Here is a 20,990-nt window from a genome sequence, read left to right as displayed (position 1 = left end):
ATAAAACGGAGGCTCTTTTCAAAGCCTCCATTTCGGAATTAATCCTCTGAAGGAAGGTTCAACTCCTCAAAACTATTATCAAAGAAAATCTTGCCTGAAAGACGTCTCAACTCGATTTCCTGCTCTTTAATGTTGAAAATGGAGGTGATCAATCGGTTTTCAGCAGTTAGCAAATTCACCTGTGCATCCCGGAATTCCAAGTAAGAAGCAATCCCGAGTCTGAACCTTTCCAGCGCAATTTCGGAGCTTTCCTTGGCTACAGCATAGTTCTTCTGCTCCACCTCTAGCAAGTTTCGATTGGTGGTGTAGGTATTGAAAGCTCGATGGATATCAGATCGAAGTTGAATCTCGTATTGATCCACAGCAAAACCTTGTATTTTCTGCTGAACCTTTGCATTCTGGATCCTACGGTTCAAGGTGAAGCCGTTAAATACATTTAAAGCGACATTTCCTCCGTAGTTGAATCCTGATCGTTGGTTTTGAATTAGAATACCTGCGTCAGAATTGGAAGTATTGGTGGCATAGGTTGCGTTTAGGTTGATGACCGGCAGTCTGCTTGCCCGTAATTCTTTCAGTTGGAGAAAGGCAACATTTTCCTGGCGCTGGGTAATGAGGTAGGTTTTATTTTCAAGGAATGCATTTTCAACTAGATTCTGCAAAAGCAAAGGCTCTCCTACGGTGATGGTATCATTAACCAGAAATTGCTCTTCCGGATTCAGCGCCATCAATTCGTTTAGATTTACCCGTGCATTTTGGATCACCTGCTCCTGGCCAAGTACCAAGCTCAAATCGGAATTGTAATCAACTTCTGCCGTCAGAAAATCACGCTTACCTGCTCCTCCGAGAGAATATTGAGCCTCTGCTATATTCAATCTAGCCTGACTGAGTTCCAGCGTTCGCTTTAGAACTTCATAGCGTTGCAACTCCAGCACCAGGCGATAATAAGCCGATGAAATATTTGCCACAGTATTTTCTACAGCGATCTTGGCATCCAATTCAGAAATTTCCGTCAGCACACCCAACCGCTTCATCACAATAAAACTCTCAGGACGAAACCCATAAATACCTACAACGCTAAAGTTCTTGGATCTAGATTGCGCATTGTCGATAGTCCTCGGATTGGGATCGGTAGCAAAAACCTGCTCCACATCTTCATTACTGAAAGACCGGGTATAGGTAGCATCCACGATTGGCATCAAGTAATCACCCGAGCCGATACGCTGATTTCCTTCCTGAATTTCAACCGTTTCCACGGCAATTTTAATATCCAAGTTTTTTTCAAGACCAATAGTAATTGCCTTCTCCAAATCCAGAGACTCATTACTTTGGGCAAAAAGGCTAGTTCCAATAATGCTCATTAAGAGCAATAGGCTAAGATTCTTCATTAAATTCTGGCTAATCTTCCTTCTTTGGAAGTGAGATAAGTATAAATAGCTGGGATCACAAAAAGGGTCAATATAGTCGCAAAGGCCAATCCGCCAATGACAGCTGCCCCCATAGGAACACGACTTTCAGCACCGGCTCCTAATCCAAGTGCTATCGGTAGAATCCCCAAAATAGTAGATAAACTAGTCATCAAAATAGGTCTGAATCTGGCAACAGCCGCTCCAAAAATCGCTTCATGAACAGACATGCCAGAAGCCTTTCTCTGATTAGCAAATTCTACAATCAGGATACCATTTTTGGTCACCAGACCTATCAACATAATAATACCAATCTGACTGAAAATATTCAGTGTAAACCCAAATGACCATAAGGTCAGCAGAGCTCCAAAGATTGCCAGAGGTACGGTAAACATGATGGTAAGTGGATCCAAAAAGCTCTCAAATTGTGCTGAAAGTACCAAATAGATCAAAATCAACGCAAATAAGAATGCGAATAACAAACTGTTGGAGCTTTCTCTAAACTCCTTTGAAGGACCTGAAACGTCTGTAGTAAAAGAGTCATCCAAGACTTCTCCTGCAATTCGATCCATCTCGTCCAATCCATCTCCGATGGTATAACCTTCGGCTAAGTTGGCAGAAACAGTGCCGGCAACAAATCGATTAAATCTATACAACTGCGGTGGAGTACTCTTCTCAGTTACTGTGACTAGGTTGTCCAGCTGAACCAGAGAACCATTCTCGGCACGCACATACAGCATTCTTAGGTTTATAGGTTCATTTCTATCTTCTAGCCTCATTTCTCCTACTACCTGATATTGCTTACCATTTTTGATGAAATACGCGAACCTCTGTCCTGAATAAGATAACTGTAATGTTCTAGCGATTTCTTGAATAGATACTCCAATATTTCTTGATTTTTCCCTATCAATCTCGATTTCAAGTTCAGGTTTGGTAAACTTCAGGTTGATATCAGAGAAAATAAATACTGGGCTCTTGCCTACCTCTTCCATGAAAGTAGGAATCACTTCTTTCAATTTATCCAATGTAGGCGCTTGCAAAACATACTGAACAGGAAGACCTCCACGACTATTTCCTATGGATTGTGCCTGGGATGCAAAAGCTCTTACACCGGTATACTTTTTAAGCTTTTGGTTAATTTCATTGAAATATTCCTCTTGGGTTTTTTCTCTGTTTTCAGCATCTGTCAAAATAAATCGCATGAAACCAGAGTTCGTGCTTGATGAACCAAAACCTGGTGAGGTAACTGATACCATTCCTCTTACCTCATCTTTTGGGTAATCTGCGCCAAAATCAGCCACCATTTGATCGATTACACGATCCATATATCCGAAAGTGGCTCCTTCCGGGCCTGACATTCTGATTACGATTTCACCTCTATCCTCTGTAGGAGCAAGTTCTGTAGGAATCTCATTGAAAAGCCAATAAATCCCAAATCCCATAAATCCTACCAATAAAAATGACACCCATCGGAATTGCATAAACCATGCGAGCGCTCCGTCATACTTGTCATTTATCCATACAAAACCCGGCTCAGTAAAATTATAGAATGCATTATGCTTCTCTCTTTTCTTGAGAAGTTTTGAGCTCAACATTGGAGTCATCGTCAGCGCGACAAAGGATGAGATGATCACGGCTCCGGCAACTACTACACCGAATTCTCTGAAAAGTCGACCTGTCGTTCCTGTAAGGAAAATTACCGGAAGGAATACTGCGGCCAGCGCAACTGTGGTAGCAATAACTGCAAAGAATATTTCTTCTGAACCTTTTTCAGCTGCTTCCTGCGGGTCTTCCCCCTTTTCAATTCGAGAGTAAATATTTTCCAATACGACAATCGCATCATCGACTACTAATCCAATCGAGAGGACTATTCCCAGAAGTGTAAGTACGTTGATGGAAAAATCCATCAAATACATGACAAAGAATACTCCAATGAGTGATATAGGAATTGTCAATACTGGAATAAAAGTAGTTCGCCAGTCTCTCAAGAATAGAAAGATAATGGCAACAACAAGTATAAAGGCTGTGATAATTGTCTCTTTTACTTCAGATATGGAGCTTCGGATAAAGTTGGTCTTATCAAATCCAATCTCCAATCCTACATCAGACGGCAGATCCTTCTCGATAAATTCCAATCTCCTATAGAACTCATCAGCAATTTCTATACTGTTGGACCCAGGAAGTGGGACCAAAACTATTCCCACCATAGGTACTCCGTCCCGCTTCAAAATACTACGTTCATTGAGAGCGGCCAACTCAGCTTTACCCACATCCTGAAAACGTACAATGTTATTTTGATCTTCTTTTATGATCAGGTCATTGAATTCCTGGGGGCTGCTCAATCTACTTTTTGTTCGAACAGATAGCTCAATCGTCTCCCCTTCTATTTTTCCAGAAGGCAATTCGACGTTTTCACTTTGCACTTTAGAAAGTACATCTAAGGGAGTCACTCCGTAGGAAGCCATCTTTAGCGGGTCCATCCTTAGGCGGATCGCGTATTCTTTTTCCCCCCATATCTGAATCCGGCTCACACCTGGAATGGTCTGAAGCCTTTCTTTGAAAATATTCTCCGCAATATCTGAGAGATCTAAGAGGCTCCTTTCATCGCTTTTTACGTTCAAGAAAACGATAGGCTCGGAATCTGCATCAGCTTTGGAAACTACAGGAGGCTCCGCATCGGGAGGAAGATTTCGCTGGGCACCTGAAACTTTATCACGCACGTCATTTGCAGCGGCTTCCAAATCTGCTCCAACGTCAAATTCTACTGTGATGCTACTTCCACCATCATTACTAGTTGATGTCAGTGATTTAATTCCCTGAATACCGTTGATGGCTTCCTCTAAAGGCTCAGTGATTTGAGCTTCAATGACATCTGCATTAGCTCCTACGTAGGTAGTCCGTACGTTTATGACTGGGGGGTCAACACTGGGAAATTCTCTGATTCCCAAAAGTGTAATACCAATAGCACCAAAAAGCATGATGACCAGAGACATCACAATGGCCAATACAGGCCTGTTGATACTTACATTTGATAAGCTCGACATGTTAGTTGATTTGTGTGAATTCAACAGGCGTTCCCGTCCTTGCTTGCAATACACCTGTGGTGAGTACCAGATCTCCTACTTCCAAACCACTCGTGATCTGAACTTGCGTATCTGTACGAGTACCAATCTCCACCGTACGTTCCACGGCTTTGTTATCGGCACCAACTACGAAAACTTTATACCCTTGCAATTCAGGAACTACTGACTCAGATGGCACCATAAGGGCATCTTCAGTTTCTCCTAATACAAAGCGAATCCTTACGAACATTCCAGGTAAATATTTCCGGTCTTTATTTGGACTTTCTGCTCTTAATTTCAATGTACGAGTAGCAGCATCTATCTGTGGCTCAAAAGCGTAAACTTTCCCGATCATTTCCTCAGGTGAAGATTCGTTCGAAAAGTAAATTGGAGTCCCAACAGTAACCTGATTGGCATAGCGTTCGGGAATAGAAAATTCTATTTTGATTGGATCTATATTTACGAAGTTTGCGATTACATCATTGGTGCCTATCACCGACCCCTCACTCACTTGTCTCAAACCTAAAATCCCATTAAAGGGAGCTCTGATGACCGTTTTCGAAAGCTGAGCCTCCACCAACTTCAAATCAGAAAGGGTCGTGTTATATTCATTGAGTACGATATCGTACTCTTCCTGACTAATAGCTTCGCGTGCTAAAAGTTGTTTTTGTCTATTCTCTTGAGTTTCAAAAAGCTTCTGTGTAAACTGAAGACGCTGGAATTGAGCTTGGAGTTCATCGTCGTTCAGGTAAAGTAAGGGAGTTCCTTTACTCACATATTGACCTTCCTTAAAGGAAATTTTGGTGACTAAACCAGTGATCTCGGTACGTAGATCTACGGATTCATTTGGCATAATTGTACCGGTAATAGAAAGCTGATTTCTTAAAGTCTCACGCTGAAGCTTTACTACTTTTACTTGCAGATTAGACGGTGTGCCAGGACCCGCACCTACCGACGCGACACCTGTATCATTGCTTTTGCGAGTGTCCATTCTTGGGTAGAAATATGCAACAGCTGCAATCACGATAACTGCAATGATCAATATGGCTTTAGTTTGCTTCTTCATTGAGAAAAATAATGTGCTTAATTGTGGTGATTTTGAATAAATGCGAGCGAAAGTTTATTGAATTCATCAGGTCTTTCTACGTTCACTACGTGTCCGCATTTTTTCAATATATTCAGTACTGAGCTTTTATGAGTTTTGATAATCTTTTTAACTGGCTCCAAAAACATAACATCCTGATCTCCCATCACATAGAGAGTAGGAATTCCAAGGTCAGATTCCTTAAAATATTTCAAGAGTGGATTAATATCCTTAGTCAATTGAAACCAGCGAATAAATTCCTTCTGACAAAGTTTTTGAGCTTCACGGACAAACAAATTTCTAGATTCTACATGCTGCTTCCGAGGTAAGATTATAAATGCAAATAATCTGTAAAGCCACATATAGGGGATCACACGCTTAAAGGCGTTGCCTAATGAAACCAATACCCTTGATTGCGCGGTGAGCCGGGTTATAGCTCCTGCCAAGACAAGTGATTTCACTCTCCACTGCTCTAGCTCTGCCAATTGCCGAACGATAATCGTCCCCAATGACACCCCCATGAAATGAGCCGGAGGAGTTTTCAAATGATCCAGAACCTCAATGACATCATTAGTGACTCCCGTAAACGTATATTCCTCATTATAAATCTGCTGTGGAAGGTCGGCTGACTTGCCATGCCCACGAAGATCAATAAGTAAAAGGTTATACTTCTCCCTGAAATCTTTTAACTGCTTAAACCAAACCGCAGATGATCCTCCAGCACCATGTATAAACACGACCCATTCCTTACTCACTGAATGAGAAAATATTTTATAATACAACATGGTAGCTTAACTTTTAGGACCTGCTTAAGGTTGTCAGAATACAAAAATAACTTAGTAAATACAGGAAAAAGGAACAAAACATACTGAAGGCAAATCTTTGCCACCAATGGAGGAAAATGAGGATACTTAATTTAAAAATACCTAAGATCAAACAAGATATCGGGTATTTGGGATTGGGTAAAATAGGATTTAGCCTAAAGCTGCCAACCCACCGTAGTTTGAATAATATTATCCAGTGTGGCTGATCCAGCGACTGGCTGATTACCATAGTTTATTTTTATCCCCAATTCTCAAAGCTCAACCTCTGAAACCATGGACAATTTAGAAGCATAATTGTAATCGTGCTGAATGCACTTAACCTACTTACTCACTGGTTCTTCTTTCAGAACATTACTTTTTGCGTAACGCCATTTTAAGACAGGACACAAGTTTAAAAGAAAAAAGCACCCCATTTCTGAGGTGCTTTCACAATTATAAGACTTCTTATTCTTAGAAGATATATCTCAAACCTATCTGCATACTCCAGGTAGTAGAGAAGTTACTTACATTCTGATAAGGAGAAGTTGGCAACTGACCAGAAACTTGGTTCATCACATAGTTAGGATTTGCACTAACAGCACCAGAGCGAGAAAGAAGATTCTGAGCTCCGTTAGTTCTCTGCTGAATTCCCCAGTCTTTGTTCAATAAGTTACCGAAGTTCACTACGTCCAAACTTACTTGAAGTGTGTTTCTTCTCTCACCGATATTTGTGAAGATATCTTGAAGCACTCTCACATCAAATCTACTCAACCAAGGCTGAACGATCGCATTTCTAGGAACATACCCACCTCTGTACTGCTCAAGGTCATTTTCAGCCACATACTGATCGAAGGCAGCTCTTTGCTGTTGAGCAGTGTAAACTACATTGCCATTAGATACAATATCCACAAAGTTGAAATCAGCTGTACTTGCTGGAATGTATAGCAGATCAGCATTGATACCATCACCATTTAGATCATTTCCATAAGTGTAAGATAGTCTACCTTGATTTTCACCTGTGTAATATACACCAATAGTAGTTGCTAGGAAGTTTGCGTATTCCACTCTATAGCTCATGTTTGCAACTACTCTATTTGGTAGCGCAAAATCTGAGATATTCAAACGCTGATCGTTTGGCGAGTTGATGTTTGGAGATGCTCCCCAAGCAGAACTTGCACTAGATCCAGAATTAGAACTAACCTCTTTTGCAGCAGAGTAAGTATAGAATAAACTTCCTGAGAAGCCATTGTATTCAGGAACTGACAAACCGATAGTTGCACTTACTGCATGACCTTTTATATCGGTGTTAGTCAAGATAGTTGCATTATTAGCACCTAATGCTGAATTATAAGCTACGCTGGTACCAGGCAATACAACCTCTCTGTTGTCACCAGCACTATTCATAGTATTTGTAGAAATAGTTCTGTTTGCTCCGAATTGGAATACGCCATTTATATCTTTAGTGTAAAGGAGATCAGCCGTCAACATAAATGGAGAATCACCTAATTGGTAATCCGCACCCAAACTTGATCTCCATACCATTGGCATTCTGAAATCAGTATCCACCAAAGCAAAAGAGTTTGGCGCTCCTTGAGTTGGATTCTTGATGAATACACTTTCAGCACCTTGTGGAGGGTTTTCTACATAATAGTATTTCTCAGGCTGGAAATTTACATTCCCAATCCAACCAGCAACATCATTATAGCTACCAGGTTCAACTGTATTTTGAAGGACACCTGCTCCAGTTGGCATATTTGTTAACCATACGAATGGCACTCTACCAGAGAAAATACCTGTACCACCTCTTACGATTAGGCTTCTGTCTCCCATTACGTCATAGTTGAATCCGAACCTTGGAGACAACATCACACGTGATTTAGGCCAGCTACCAGAATCGTAATTTTTTGGTTGATATTCTGTATCTAATAAAGTAAGATCGTTGATCGCCTCATTTGGAGTAAGGTCATTCAAATAAATTGGTAATTCAGCTCTTATACCTAGCGTTAAAGTCAATTGATCATTAACGGCGAATTTATCCTGGGCGTACAGAGAAGCCAAACCAAAGTTAACTCTAGCATAAGTCTCCTGACCTTCATACGGGTAAGTCAAACCGAACATGATTGGAGCCACTTCATTAGATCCTGTACCCGTAGTCAAGAAGTCTTCAACAGAAGCATATCTGTAATAGGAAGTACCCATTCTTACAAATGAGTTACCAAATTTTTGTATCTCAAAAGCAGCACCTGCAGTCACTGTGTGGCGACCTTCAGTATAAGTTAAATTGTTGATGAAAGAGAAGTTATCATTGATCACATCGTTGTTATAAGAGAATAACTCAGTACCAAAAGACATGTAGTTAGCGTTTCCATCACCTCTTCCTCCACCATCCCAAATATCTACCATTGGGAATTCAGCACCTGGAGTAGTTCTGGTATCCTGGATTTTAGAATAAGTCGCCAAGAACTGGTTAGAAATCTTAGGACTGAAGTAGGAGTTCAATTCTGCAGTTAAAGATCTCACAGTATTTTCGAAACCGTAAGCTGCGTTTTCAAAAGAAATAGAGTTTTGACTAACTCTTTGTGCTGAACCTGGAGTTCTTGGTCTTGGACCAGAAGATCCGTTAGTTATTTGAGGAGAAGTACCCACAACTTGGTTGTATCTCACAGCAAGCTTATGTTTATCACTGATATTCCAGTCAATTCTAGCCAAAAATTTAGTGCTTGCTTGCTCTGCCTCATTTGCAAATCCCTGGTATCTGCCTGGATCATATCCCCACTGGTTACGTAAGTGACTTTGAACAGCTTCAAGATCAGTTACAGTAGTTCTTGCAATGTTATTGTCAGGATCAGCAACACCATTTGTTGAAGCTTTCCAAAGGTTAGCTCCAGAAGCATTTGCTCCAGTATTAATTTCTCTTTCAGCATTAACGAAGAAGAATAACTTGTTTTTGATGATTGGACCACCTAATCTGAAACCAAAATTATTGGTAGCAGCTTCTGTTGCCTCTAGTTCAGTCTCACCAATTTTCTTGCCTTGCAAGTCTTGATTTTTATTGAAATAGTAAGCAGAACCAGTGAATGTATTTGTACCACTACGAGTTACCGCATTGATACCAGCTCCTGTAAAACCAGATTGCGTTACATCAAACGGTGCAATGTTTACAGAGATTTGCTCGATTGCATCCAAAGAAATCGGCTGAGAACTTCCACCAGGAAGAGGGTTACTGCTCAGACCAAAGCCGTTGTTGAAATTAGCTCCATCCACTTGAAGGTTGTTATACCTAGAATCACGACCAGCGAAAGAAGTACCATTTGCTTGTGGTGTCAATCGGGTAAATTCTGTGACAGATCTGTTGATCTGAGGAAGATCAGTCAACTGCTTAGTAGAGATGCTAGTGGAAGTACCTGTTTTGTTGGAATCAAATTCTGACGATTTAGACGCGGAAACGATTACCTCGCCAAGTTCTGTACTATCATCGTTTAGCGTTACCGAAAGTGCAAAAGGCTCTCCAAGTCTAAGCACCACGTTGTTATACGATGCAGCTTGGAATCCAATAAAGCTAACCTGAATTGTGTAAGGCCCACCAATTCTCATATTAGGAATGGTAAAGCGGCCGTCTAAGTTTGTGACAGCACCATAACGCGTACCTGAAGGCACGTGTGTTGCAACAACATTTGCGCCGGGAAGTGTTTCCCCCTGTGCGTCAACTACTAGCCCTACAACAGAACTGGTAGTCACTTGTGCTTGGGATACACCGATAGTGGCAATGACCACCAATACGAGTGAAACCAAACTTTTAAGTAAATTTTTCCTCATAATTTGTACGATTTGATATAAACTGGTTTGAAATTATTCCCTGCAAAGGTAAATTCACCCGCGCTGAACTGCGGGTACATACCGTTAAGTTTTTCGATACAAATTTCACTAATTTTAACTATTTCTTAACATAGAGAGGTGAATAAAATTCTGCTAAAAGTCCAAAAAGATTTGTTTCACATTCTTTTTGCCTAGAAAAGTAGGCTTATTTTAGAATAAAATTTCAGAAAAACCCCGATTTACTGAAAACTGGAAAATGAGCTGTTATCGATAATATATTTTGAATAAGTTGATAACTCAAATAAAAATTACGTCTATTAAAAATTACTCAAAATTATCCTTCACTTGAAAAAGAAAAATGTCCTTTGGCTTTACCTGTTTTTATTCGCGACTTTAATCGATTTAGCCTTTATTATTGAGCAAAAAATAGAGCTGAGATTTTTTTCCAAACCTCTGATTATTTTGGGGTTAATTGGGTATTTCTACCAAATCACCAAACCTATTTCCTCCACTTTACTATCCAAATCTATTTTAGGAGCTTTGATTTTCTCCCTACTTGGGGATATTCTACTATTATGGGATCACCTGTTCATCTATGGAATCGGAGCTTTCCTACTTGCCCATGTCTGTTATATCATAGGATTCAAGGTTGCTCAAAAAGCTCCGGAATCTCTTCTTAATGTGAATTTTGTAAAAACCTTCTTTGTCAATCTCCCAATTTATTTTTTGGCAGCCTTCACATTCTACATGATCAATCCGAATCTTGGCGCATTGAAGATTCCTGTGATTGTCTACATTATTACGATTGTAAGCATGGTGACTACAGCCAGAGAGCGATATGGCAAGTGCAATCCAGCCTCCTTTTGGCAGGTTTTCATTGGAGCTAGTCTCTTCTTTATTTCCGATGGTTTGATCGCTTTGGATAAATTCTATCTTCCAATTCAGGATGCTGGCATTCTGATTATGGGCACATATGCTATCGCCCAGTTGATGATAGTCATGGGCATAAGGTCGCATATAATCCAGCCAACTTTAAGCTAACTTAGGAACAATGAGATAAATGAATTAGGAATAATACTTATCTATTTCGAATTTCAGAACACTATTTAATGGCAATATTGAAATTATTGACCTTGGCAGACCAAGCTGGAAAGAAAACAGGCTTGAAGTCGTTATGATCGACACGAGATTAATAATTAAACTTATATGATTCTGATCCATTAGAAATAAATCAGCAATCGAAACTCCATTTGCACCTAATGGCGAGTAGCTATTCTTAAAGTTTCGGAGCCACTCTATGCTTAGTTCCTTGCTCGTAGCTGTAGGTCAACCGGATCAATGTTGGCTCAGCATACATTCTTCCCAGAAACTGAAGGCCAGCAGGAAGATTTCCTGAGCTAAAGCCCATCGGCACAGTGAAGGCAGGCTGACCTGTAGCAGGAGAAATAATCTGGGAATTGTCACCTCGATATTCTTCTTGAAATTGATCAATTTTCGCAGGACGATTATTCCAGGATGGGTAAACCAATGCGTCCAATTGCAAGGAATCCATAGTCTTCTCGATCGCATCGCGAAAAGCAACTCTGCGCTCATCCTCATAGGCATTTCCACATGGGATTTCTGGATTTCCTCTGCGAAAAGAATCTCCTCGGAAGGAACTTATCCGCTGTCGTGCAAAATCCGATTTGGTCCCTACCCGAATCACATCCTCCAAACTACTCATTGTATCCCTTTTGACATAGGTTTGTAGAAAATCTACCAAGTCTTCTCGAAAAGCAGGACACCATTGATCTTGCCTCAACTCATCGAAATTTGGAACTGCGACTGAGTCAACAATCAAGGCTCCCAAACTTTCCATGTCTTTTAAAGCCTGATTAAAAAGTGCTGAGATCTCAGGATCTGGATCCTGCTCACTTAGCGTTCTGAATACGCCTATTCGCGCTCCTATCAAACCATCTTTATCAAGATATTGGATGTAATCAGTCTCAGCTTTTCCTTGGGAATAGGAAGTCAAAGGATCTTTCGGATCAATTCCTACCATCGCCTGAAGGGTTCTGGTAGCATCTTCAACTGTCTTACACATAGGTCCAACGACGTCATTTCGAAGATAAAGCGGGACAATCCCTTCCCTACTCACCAGTCCAAGTGTACTTCTGAATCCAACCAAAGAATTATGTGAGGAAGGTCCTCTAATGGAATTACCAGTATCTGTTCCCAGTCCAATAGTTCCAAGGTTTGCAGCCACTGAAGCACCTGTTCCTCCGCTTGACCCTGCAGGTACGTAGTCTAAATTATATGGATTTCGAGTAGTGCCAGCTGTAGAGCTTTCGGAATGCATGGGAGAAAATGCCCATTCAGCCATATTTGATTTCGCAATAATAATTGCGCCCGCCTGCTCTAATTTCTGTATGATAAATGCATCTGTCTCAGGATAGAAATCTGCCAAAGCCAGTGAACCTGCAGTTGTCGGCATACCAACTGTGTTGATATTATCCTTCACGATCATGGGAATGCCATGAAGCGGACGAAGAATTCCTGTTTTCTGATATTCAGCATCCAAGGCTTTTGCGATTTCCAATGCTTTGGGGTTTACAATTGTCAACGCATTGATTTTAGGATTTACGGAATCTATACGAGCCAGGTAAGCTTGGACTAGCGATTCGGAGGTCATTACACCCGAAGCATATAGCTCGTGGATTCTCTCAATCGAAAGCTCTTCAAGATCAAGCTGAAATTCCCTTTTCTCTGGAAGACAGGCTGTAAATAGAATGAGGACTAGGAAGGTGTGTATCCATTTCATCTGTTTATAATTATTTTTTAGCGGTCATATGTAATGCCCTGAATAATCATTTCCCTGAGTGAGATGCCATTCTCATGGGCATTTCATGTGTTTATAATTTGATTTTTATAGGCCACATAGCCTGTCCCGATTTTTCTTCGGGAGAATCTCGCAGCGATTATAATCATGCCAGTGTGTGACTTTTTAGTCATGCTCGATTTCATAGGGGAAGGTAAAATAGTTTTATACAAAGTCTAGCACTCATTCTTCAATTTTAACGTGTGGCTATTTTACTGGAGGGGGAGTTTTCTTTCTTCGCAAAAGAAGAAATAGAAGCGCTGCCATTACTAGAAAAAACGGCCAAAGATTAACTAGGAATATCACGAACCATTGGAGATTTTTCCAGCCATTTTTGATTCCTTCTCTTACCTTAGAAATGAACCCAAAGGCTTTTTCTGATTCCTGATAGAAAGTGACATGCAGCGTGCTTAGGCTTATCCGGTTTCGAAGGTAGTTTATACGGCCTTGAAGTGACTCTATATCTCCTCTCACAGTGGCTAACTCTCTTTCTAATCCGAGAACCTCCTCCAGATTTTCCGCTTGTTGCACTAATTCGGTGTACCGCTTTTCCAACTCTTTTTTGGCGTTAAGCCTAGCCTCTACATCAATGTATTGCTCTGTCACATCTTCACTGCTACTGGTAGCGTTATCAATTTTCAACGCATGTAGATTTATCTTTTCATTCAATAAATCAAAGTTTTCCGAAGGTACTCTGATCGTCATACTTTTCTCGGTTCGTTCTCCGTAGGCATTTTTGGATTCCATGGAAATAAAACCATTAAGTACTTTCACCTCTTTTCTCAAAAACGTCTCAGTCTCCAAGATATCTCCACACTTAAAGTTAATGCTGCCTTCGCGAATAACTTTTCGCTCTATGAACTCGGTAGGAGGCTGGCTTGATGCCGTTTGGTCTGAGCCTTCGAGTTCTGAATAATTGGATACTTCAGCTAGGTAATCTGTAGATACTCCAGAATTACCACAGGCTGCAATGACGAAGAGCAGTACAACATGAATTTGATAAATGACTAGTTTCATAGCGGAAAAGATTGTTATACTCTAACGAAAAGTATTTAAAAATAAGCTAGCCAAAGCGCATTACTTATAATAAATAGTTTTGGTAACTAAAGAAATTAGTAATACTCAGCGCACGCATCGTGCAGCTAAATTCCCTTCGCTTCACTAAAGATCAGCTATTTCCATTTGCTTATAGTCTACCAAGAATTCTTACTTATCGAAGCTTATAGAAAATAGAAGTTAGGAATTCAGCGGGGGCATCTTGATAGCTAGAAAACTAATAGAGCTTTAAACAACTTAAAAACTAATCAAAAAAAGCTGCCTCATCTCTGAAACAGCTTTTTTTGCCTAGATCGGAGTCTATACCGACCGAAATGAATTTATGTTAAGGTCTGTGGGGACACAGCCCACGGAATCTAATATTTCGCATTTACGATTTCACCGCCAATTGTATGGACAATTCCTTCAATTGCTCGTCTGCGATGCTGCTAGGAGAATCGATCATCACATCTCTTCCGGAATTGTTTTTAGGGAAGGCGATGTAATCTCTGATCGAGTCGGAACCACCGAAAATCGCACACAATCTATCGAAACCAAAGGCAATTCCTCCATGTGGTGGTGCTCCATATTCAAAGGCTTCCATGAGGAATCCGAATTGTTTTTGCGCTTCTTCTTCAGAGAAACCTAAGTGCTTGAACATCAATTGCTGAGTAGCTCTATCGTGAATACGTATGGAACCACCGCCTATTTCGACGCCATTAATTACCAAATCGTAAGCATTGGCTCTTACAGCTCCTGGATCGGTATCTAGCAGAGCCATGTCCTCTTTCTTCGGAGAAGTGAACGGGTGGTGCATCGCGTGGAATCTGGCAGTTTCCTCATCCCATTCCAACAGTGGAAAATCCATGACCCAAAGTGGCTTGAAAATCGAACGATCACGAAGTCCTAGGTCTTCACCCATTTTCAGACGAAGCTCAGAAAGCTGCTTGCGCACTTTATCAGCATCTCCGCTTAGGATCAACATCAAGTCACCCTGAGTAGCTCCGAAGGCATCCGCCCAATCCTGAAGATCATCGGCAGAAAAGAACTTATCCACGGTAGATTTGATGGTCCCGTCTGCATTGTACTTGGCGTAAACCATGCCTTTTGCTCCGATCTGAGGGCGCTTCACCCAGTCAGTCAGCGCATCCAATTGCTTACGGGTGTACTCAGCAGCACCTTTGGCACATATCCCAACTACTAATTCTGCACTGTCAAAAATGCTGAATCCTTTGCCTTGAGCCAATTCATTCAGCTCAACAAACTTCATATCAAAACGTACATCCGGCTTATCGTTACCATAAAATTTCATGGCATCCGCATAAGTCATGCGTTTCACTTCTTCCAGCTCAACGCCCTTAACATTTTTAAAAAGATGCTTGGTCAAGCCTTCAAACGTATTTAGGATATCTTCCTGATCTACGAAAGCCATTTCGCAGTCAATCTGAGTAAACTCAGGCTGACGATCAGCTCTCAAATCTTCATCACGGAAACACTTGACAATCTGGAAATAACGATCAAAACCAGATACCATCAGCAGCTGCTTGAAGGTTTGTGGAGACTGAGGCAATGCATAAAACTCACCTGGATTGGTACGGCTTGGTACCACAAAATCTCTTGCTCCTTCTGGAGTTGACTTAATTAGAACTGGCGTTTCCACCTCTATAAAGTCCTGCGCATCCATGTATTTGCGAGTCTCCTGCATCATTTTGTGACGCAATTGAAGTTTTTCGCGGACTACATTTCTACGAAGATCCAGGTATCTGTATTTCATACGGAGCTCATCGCCTCCGTCAGTTTCATCTTCAATGATAAACGGAGGAACTTTCGCAGCATTCAACACTTCAAGTGCAGTCACTTTGATTTCGATAGACCCCGTTGGAATCTTATCGTTTTTGGAAGTTCGCTCTATTACTTTTCCGGTTGCTTGCACCACGAATTCACGTCCAAGCTCTGCTGCTTTCTCCAACAATGCTTTCTCACTGGAATCCTCTTCAAAAATCAATTGGGTCAAACCATAACGATCGCGCAGATCGACCCAGATAAGTCCTCCTTTATTTCTCACCCGCTGAACCCAGCCGGCAAGCCTTACTTCTTGATTTACGTGATCCAGGCGTAGTTCGCCACAAGTATGCGTTCTCAGCATGTTATTTTAGTTTTTTTTGGGAGGTCAAAGATAAAGAAATGACCGTGAGAACACACGAATCATTGAAGGATTAGCATTTATTTCAGTGATTTCCTTACATTTTTCCCGAAAAACCCCTCGATTCTTTATGAAAAGTGAAATAAGAAGTAAGCCTTGTGATTTATGTACCTTTTTGCAATTAGATCACTAATCATAATAAAAATACTCGCACATCAGCTTCTCACGGTATCCAGAAGGCTAGTTCTTAGGATGGAAGGGGAAAGTGCAGCATGGCCGAGCGAAGTCTAGGCAGTTTGGTAGCCCTTTTAAACTTTAAAAAATGCCTAAAACATATTTATAAAAAATAACAGCCTTTTTTCATCGTTGGTATGATAGTTGAAATAGTGCGAGCGAAAGGTTTATACCCCAAGTCTTGGATAAAAAGCCCTTTTTTGCCTTATTGAGATAAATTTCACCTCCCCCAAATAGAAATAGATTAATGAAAAAGATCTGGATAGGAATTGTTGCACTCGTTATCACCATTGGTGCAGCATCTTCACTCCAATTTTTCGACCTGCCTTTTCAGAAAGAAAAGGAAGCTGAGATCGTAGAACCGCCGCTTATTGATTCCCTTGAAAATCAGGTATTTCTCTACGGAATCAACGTTACTGGGTTGAATATTGTAGAAGGCACAGTGAGTAAAAATCAGACCTTAGGGTCAATCCTAGCACCTTTCAACGTCCCCTACCAGATTATTGATCAAATCGCAAAGAAGTCAAAAGAGATTTTTGACGTACGGGGGATAGCAGCAAACAAGAAATTCACAGTAGTTACTCCAGCCGATTCTGCACAGGCAGCATTTTTTATCTACGAGCCAAATCCGGCAGAATATGTAGTCTTCAATTTGGACTCGATTGACATTTACAAAGCAGAGAAGCCTGCAGAATTCAGAACCAAGGAAGCTGGCGGAATTATCAATTCCAATCTCTCGGCTGATATGACCGGTTTGGGAATCACCTATGACATCATTGATCAGTTTGCCGATTTGTATGGATGGTCAATTGATTTTGGAGCCTTGCAAAAAGGTGACAAATTCAAGGTTTCCTACCAAGAAAAAGTGATTGACGGGGTGGTTGTCGGTGTTTCAGACATCCAAACAGCATTTTTTGAACACAAAGGAACGCCATATTATGCGATTCCTTTTGAGCAAAATGGCGAAATCGCCTTCTTCGATCAAAATGGTGACAGCTTCAAAAAAGCCTTCCTGAGAGATCCTTTGAAATACTCAAGAATCAGTTCTAGGTATAGTTTGAAAAGATTTCACCCAGTTCAAAAGCGTTACAAAGCACATTTAGGGACAGATTACGCAGCTCCTACTGGCACAGAAATCAGATCGGTAGGTGAGGGGACAATTACCGATGCACGCTACTCTTCTGCAAACGGCAATTATGTAAAAATCAAGCACAACGGCACCTATACCACGCAATACCTGCACATGTCTAAGATCGCCAAAGGCATCAAACCTGGCACGCGAATCAAGCAAGGTCAAGTAATTGGTTATGTGGGGAGCACAGGCTTGGCTACAGGTCCACATCTTTGCTTTAGGTTTTGGAAAAATGGCAAGCAGGAAGATTGGTTGAGAGAGAAGATTCCACCTTCTGAGCCTATTTCATCAGCTAACAAGCTTGCTTTTGAATCTACCAAAGCAGAGTATATGGAAAGACTGGCAACGATTAGTATTCCAGGTGAGCCTGAAACTTTGGTAGCGGAGACTCCTAAGCCAGTTATCCCTGCTAAAAGCGAGTAGTTTTCAAATACATCATTTCAAAAGCGCAGGTCTTCGGATTTGCGCTTTTTTTGGTCCAAGTCTCATGACTTGGACCTTTTTTAATGCAGTCTTCAGACTGCTCGGGATTAATGTGTTATAATTAATTTGTGGAGTCAGGAGGCTGAATTTGTCCAGGTCCAAGTCTGAAGACTTGAACCAATTGGGGCACTTGAGAGACAGAAGTCGCGAAATCGTGCACAGTAATTTCACTTACAGTTTAACGGGCCTTCGACTTCGCCCAGGCTGACCGTGGAATGTCTTTTTTGTAATTTTCATGATTTAATAAGACTCTCAATGACGCAATATTGATTAGCTGTGTTCTCTGTGTTATCCTCCGTGTCCACCGCGGTTAAAATCAATTACGTAACTTGCGTCCTTAATCCATTTTCGATTTCCAGTGGCAGAAGAACAATACATACGAATCAATAAATACCTAAGCGAAGTTGGCTTTTGCTCCAGACGAGCCGCAGACAAATTGTTGGAAGAAGGCCGGATCACCATCAACGGAAAAGTTCCTGAACTTGGTACTAAAGTAGGCCCAAGCGATGTGGTGGCAGTTGACGGAGAGTCACTAGGAAAGCCAAAACAAGTGCATACCTATATCGCTTTTAATAAGCCGGTGGGAATTGTCAGCACGACTGATACGAAAGGGGAAAAAAATAATATCATAGATTATATTGGTCACTCACAGCGGATTTTCCCAATCGGAAGATTAGATAAAGACAGTGAAGGATTAATTTTTTTGACAAGTGAAGGTGATATTGTTAACAAGATTCTTCGCTCCAAGAACAACCACGAAAAAGAATACATCGTCACCGTTGATCGACCTGTGAATGATGAGTTCATCAGACTGATGGGAGCTGGAGTTCCTATTTTGGATACGGTAACTGATCCTTGCAAAGTAGAACGCATCAGCAAATTCAAGTTTCGAATTATCCTGAAGCAAGGCTTGAACAGGCAGATCCGTAGAATGTGCGAGCATTTTGGATTTAAAGTGGTTCAATTGAAAAGAATCAGAATCATGAATGTACACTTGGATATTCCCGTAGGAAAATGGCGGGACTTGACAGAAAAGGAGATGGCTGAAATCAACGAAATGGTTTCGGATAGTTCGAAGACTTTTGATTGATTGATTGATCTAACCGCAGAGAGCACAGAGAGTAACGCGGAGGGCACAAAAGACTAAAGCCCAAATGACTTGAAAACGTAGTCATTTCGAAGGAGGCACGACTGAGAAATCTATGATAAAAAACTTTTTTTCTTAGGGAGATTTCTCCCGTTGGTCGAAATGACGATCTGTTAATCTGTTGTCGCAGCGATTCTACTTCTGGTAAACCCGGACATAATCCACTACATATTCACTCGGGAAATCAGAAAATGCAGGATCACCACCATTATTACCTCCAATGGCAAGGTTTAACAGGATATAATGAGGCTGGTGAAAGGGGTTAAAACCATCGGGATTTACAGTTCTAGCTAGATCGATTTCATTTAATAATTCATCATCTAAAAAGAGTTTTATGGAATCTTCGGTCCATTCCATTCTCCAGAGGTGGAACTTACTTGGCCACTCAGGATCCTTTTGAAGAAAGTTTTTCAATGGGATTTTCGCGTCATCCCATTTGGCGTTGTATTGTCCTTCATCGGCCCAGGCTGCATTGGCTAGGATAGTAGCTTCGCCTTTTACCCGGTAAAATTCCATCACATCGATCTCACCATTCGACGGCCAGGGCTTCGTAATTCCCAAAGTCCAAATCGCAGGCCACATACCTAAAGCAGTATCTATCTTTGCCCGAACTTCCATAATGCCATATTGGAATTCGTACTTCCCACGGGTATTGATACTGGAGGAGGTGTATTCTGCAAACTCACGGTTTCGTCGCCAATCGGTACTCTCAGCATCAAATTTCGTGTTTTTTACTTGTTCTCTGCGTCCTGTAATTACCAGCCTACCATCTTCTACGATGGCATTTGGCTGCTGATACCATTGGAGTTCATTGTTTCTTACAAAGCCATTTTCAAATGACCATTTGTCTGCATTCACTTGACCATTAACATAAAATTCATCTTGCCAGACTAGTTTGTAGTCAGTTCCTCTCGTGTCGAATTGTGCCATCACCTTTTCTCCAATGACGAACACGATAAAAAACAAGAAAAGTGCTTTATTGATCATTTCAAATGGTTTATTACCTAGTTTTTCCTAAGATAATTGAAAACACTTTTTAAAAGCCACCTATTAAAGATTTTATTAGAAGAATGTATATCTGTATTTATTGGTAATATTCTAAAAACATAGAGTGAACCATTACTTACAAAATGTAATTAATTAGATTTTCAAAAATTATAAAATACCCCTAATTCTTAGAAAAATTTAAACAAAAAAGAGGCTTCCAAACGGTAGCCTCTTTTTACATTTTACTATTCACATCAATAACGTATTACAACGTATCAACTTTCTTTTTCCTGCCTGTATAGGTAAAGGATGTCTTGCCTACCCGAAGTTCGGTGCGTCTGTTCAACTGGTGCATCGCCTCAGTACAGGTAATTTCAGTACAGTCATTGACTGGCTTGGTTTCCCCAAACCAGGTATCTTCCATTCTGTTCTCTTCGATCCCTCTTTCTGTAAGGTATTTCTTCACTGCTTCTGCTCTGCGCTCTGATAAGGGTTTGTTGTATTCGTCCGATCCCCGTTGATCTGTATGCCCTTCTATGTACAGCATTAGGTTCGGCATGCGCTTCAACATTATGGCTGTACGCTCAAGCTCTTTCTTGTGTACCGATCTCAACATTGATTTGTCAAAGTCAAAGTAGATGGTAGGAATTGCAGCAAGCTCTTTCTGAATATCTTCAAATAAAGACTCCGGATCACAGAAATTAAGATCTTTAAAGCTCTCAGGAATTTCATATTGCTTACTTGGATCTGGGAAGGCTTCCAGGATCAGCTCTGACCTTCTGTTCATCTGATGGTTTGCTTCAC

The 20,990-nt window shown here is 40.9% G+C and carries 13 protein-coding genes; 3 read left to right on the top strand and 10 right to left on the bottom strand.

Annotated features, from left to right (window positions below; genetic code table 11):
• Positions 1 to 38: 38 nt before the first annotated feature.
• The 5 genes from LV83_RS20520 to LV83_RS20500 form a co-directional block, all read right to left on the bottom strand.
• On the bottom strand, positions 39 to 1,385 hold the full coding sequence (locus tag LV83_RS20520; RefSeq protein WP_111613442.1) for a TolC family protein: 1,347 nt from the start codon (positions 1,383 to 1,385) through the stop codon (positions 39 to 41).
• Positions 1,385 to 4,447 (bottom strand): efflux RND transporter permease subunit, encoded by a 3,063-nt coding sequence (locus LV83_RS20515; protein ID WP_111613441.1) that lies wholly within the window; start codon positions 4,445 to 4,447, stop codon positions 1,385 to 1,387. The genes LV83_RS20520 and LV83_RS20515 overlap by 1 nt, the downstream gene beginning before the upstream one ends.
• Position 4,448: 1 nt before the next feature.
• On the bottom strand, positions 4,449 to 5,531 hold the full coding sequence (locus LV83_RS20510) for an efflux RND transporter periplasmic adaptor subunit (RefSeq protein WP_111613440.1): 1,083 nt from the start codon (positions 5,529 to 5,531) through the stop codon (positions 4,449 to 4,451).
• 17 nt (positions 5,532 to 5,548) lie between these two features.
• On the bottom strand, positions 5,549 to 6,334 hold the full coding sequence (locus LV83_RS20505) for an alpha/beta fold hydrolase (protein WP_111613439.1): 786 nt from the start codon (positions 6,332 to 6,334) through the stop codon (positions 5,549 to 5,551).
• Positions 6,335 to 6,823: 489 nt separating this feature from the next.
• Positions 6,824 to 10,168: a TonB-dependent receptor gene (locus tag LV83_RS20500; RefSeq protein ID WP_111613438.1), complete on the bottom strand. Its 3,345-nt coding sequence runs from the start codon at positions 10,166 to 10,168 to the stop codon at positions 6,824 to 6,826.
• A gap of 345 nt (positions 10,169 to 10,513) precedes the next feature.
• Between LV83_RS20500 and LV83_RS20495 the strand changes: the two genes are divergently transcribed.
• Complete coding sequence (locus LV83_RS20495; protein ID WP_111613437.1) at positions 10,514 to 11,209, top strand: lysoplasmalogenase; 696 nt, start codon at positions 10,514 to 10,516, stop codon at positions 11,207 to 11,209.
• A 235-nt stretch (positions 11,210 to 11,444) separates the two neighbouring features.
• On the opposite strand, the gene LV83_RS20490 is transcribed toward LV83_RS20495, so the two are convergent.
• The 3 genes from LV83_RS20490 to aspS all read right to left on the bottom strand — a co-directional run bounded on the left by LV83_RS20490 (position 11,445) and on the right by aspS (position 16,206).
• Complete coding sequence (locus tag LV83_RS20490; protein WP_111613436.1) at positions 11,445 to 12,968, bottom strand: amidase; 1,524 nt, start codon at positions 12,966 to 12,968, stop codon at positions 11,445 to 11,447.
• Between the two features lie 264 nt (positions 12,969 to 13,232).
• Positions 13,233 to 14,042: a DUF4349 domain-containing protein gene (locus tag LV83_RS20485; RefSeq protein ID WP_111613435.1), complete on the bottom strand. Its 810-nt coding sequence runs from the start codon at positions 14,040 to 14,042 to the stop codon at positions 13,233 to 13,235.
• Positions 14,043 to 14,451: 409 nt separating this feature from the next.
• Positions 14,452 to 16,206 (bottom strand): aspartate--tRNA ligase, encoded by a 1,755-nt coding sequence (gene aspS, locus LV83_RS20480; protein ID WP_111613434.1) that lies wholly within the window; start codon positions 16,204 to 16,206, stop codon positions 14,452 to 14,454.
• A 478-nt stretch (positions 16,207 to 16,684) separates the two neighbouring features.
• On the opposite strand from aspS, the gene LV83_RS20475 reads away from it, so the two are divergent.
• Entirely contained in the window at positions 16,685 to 17,992 is a 1,308-nt protein-coding gene (locus tag LV83_RS20475; protein ID WP_111613433.1) for a peptidoglycan DD-metalloendopeptidase family protein, read from the top strand.
• Between the two features lie 418 nt (positions 17,993 to 18,410).
• A complete protein-coding gene (rluF, locus tag LV83_RS20470) occupies positions 18,411 to 19,142 on the top strand; it encodes a 23S rRNA pseudouridine(2604) synthase RluF (protein ID WP_111613432.1) in 732 nt (243 codons plus the stop codon).
• A gap of 192 nt (positions 19,143 to 19,334) precedes the next feature.
• Here the strand turns inward: rluF and LV83_RS20465 are convergent, their stop codons facing one another.
• Positions 19,335 to 20,186, bottom strand: a complete 852-nt coding sequence (locus tag LV83_RS20465) for a glycoside hydrolase family 16 protein (protein ID WP_111613431.1) — start codon at positions 20,184 to 20,186, stop codon at positions 19,335 to 19,337.
• 265 nt (positions 20,187 to 20,451) lie between these two features.
• Positions 20,452 to 20,990, bottom strand: a 539-nt coding sequence (locus LV83_RS20460; RefSeq protein WP_146613770.1) for an OmpA family protein, incomplete at its 5' end; no start/stop codon positions are given.

The organism is Algoriphagus yeomjeoni (genome assembly GCF_003259505.1).
Taxonomy (GTDB): domain Bacteria; phylum Bacteroidota; class Bacteroidia; order Cytophagales; family Cyclobacteriaceae; genus Algoriphagus; species Algoriphagus yeomjeoni.
This window is presented reverse-complemented; position numbering and strand designations above follow the sequence as displayed.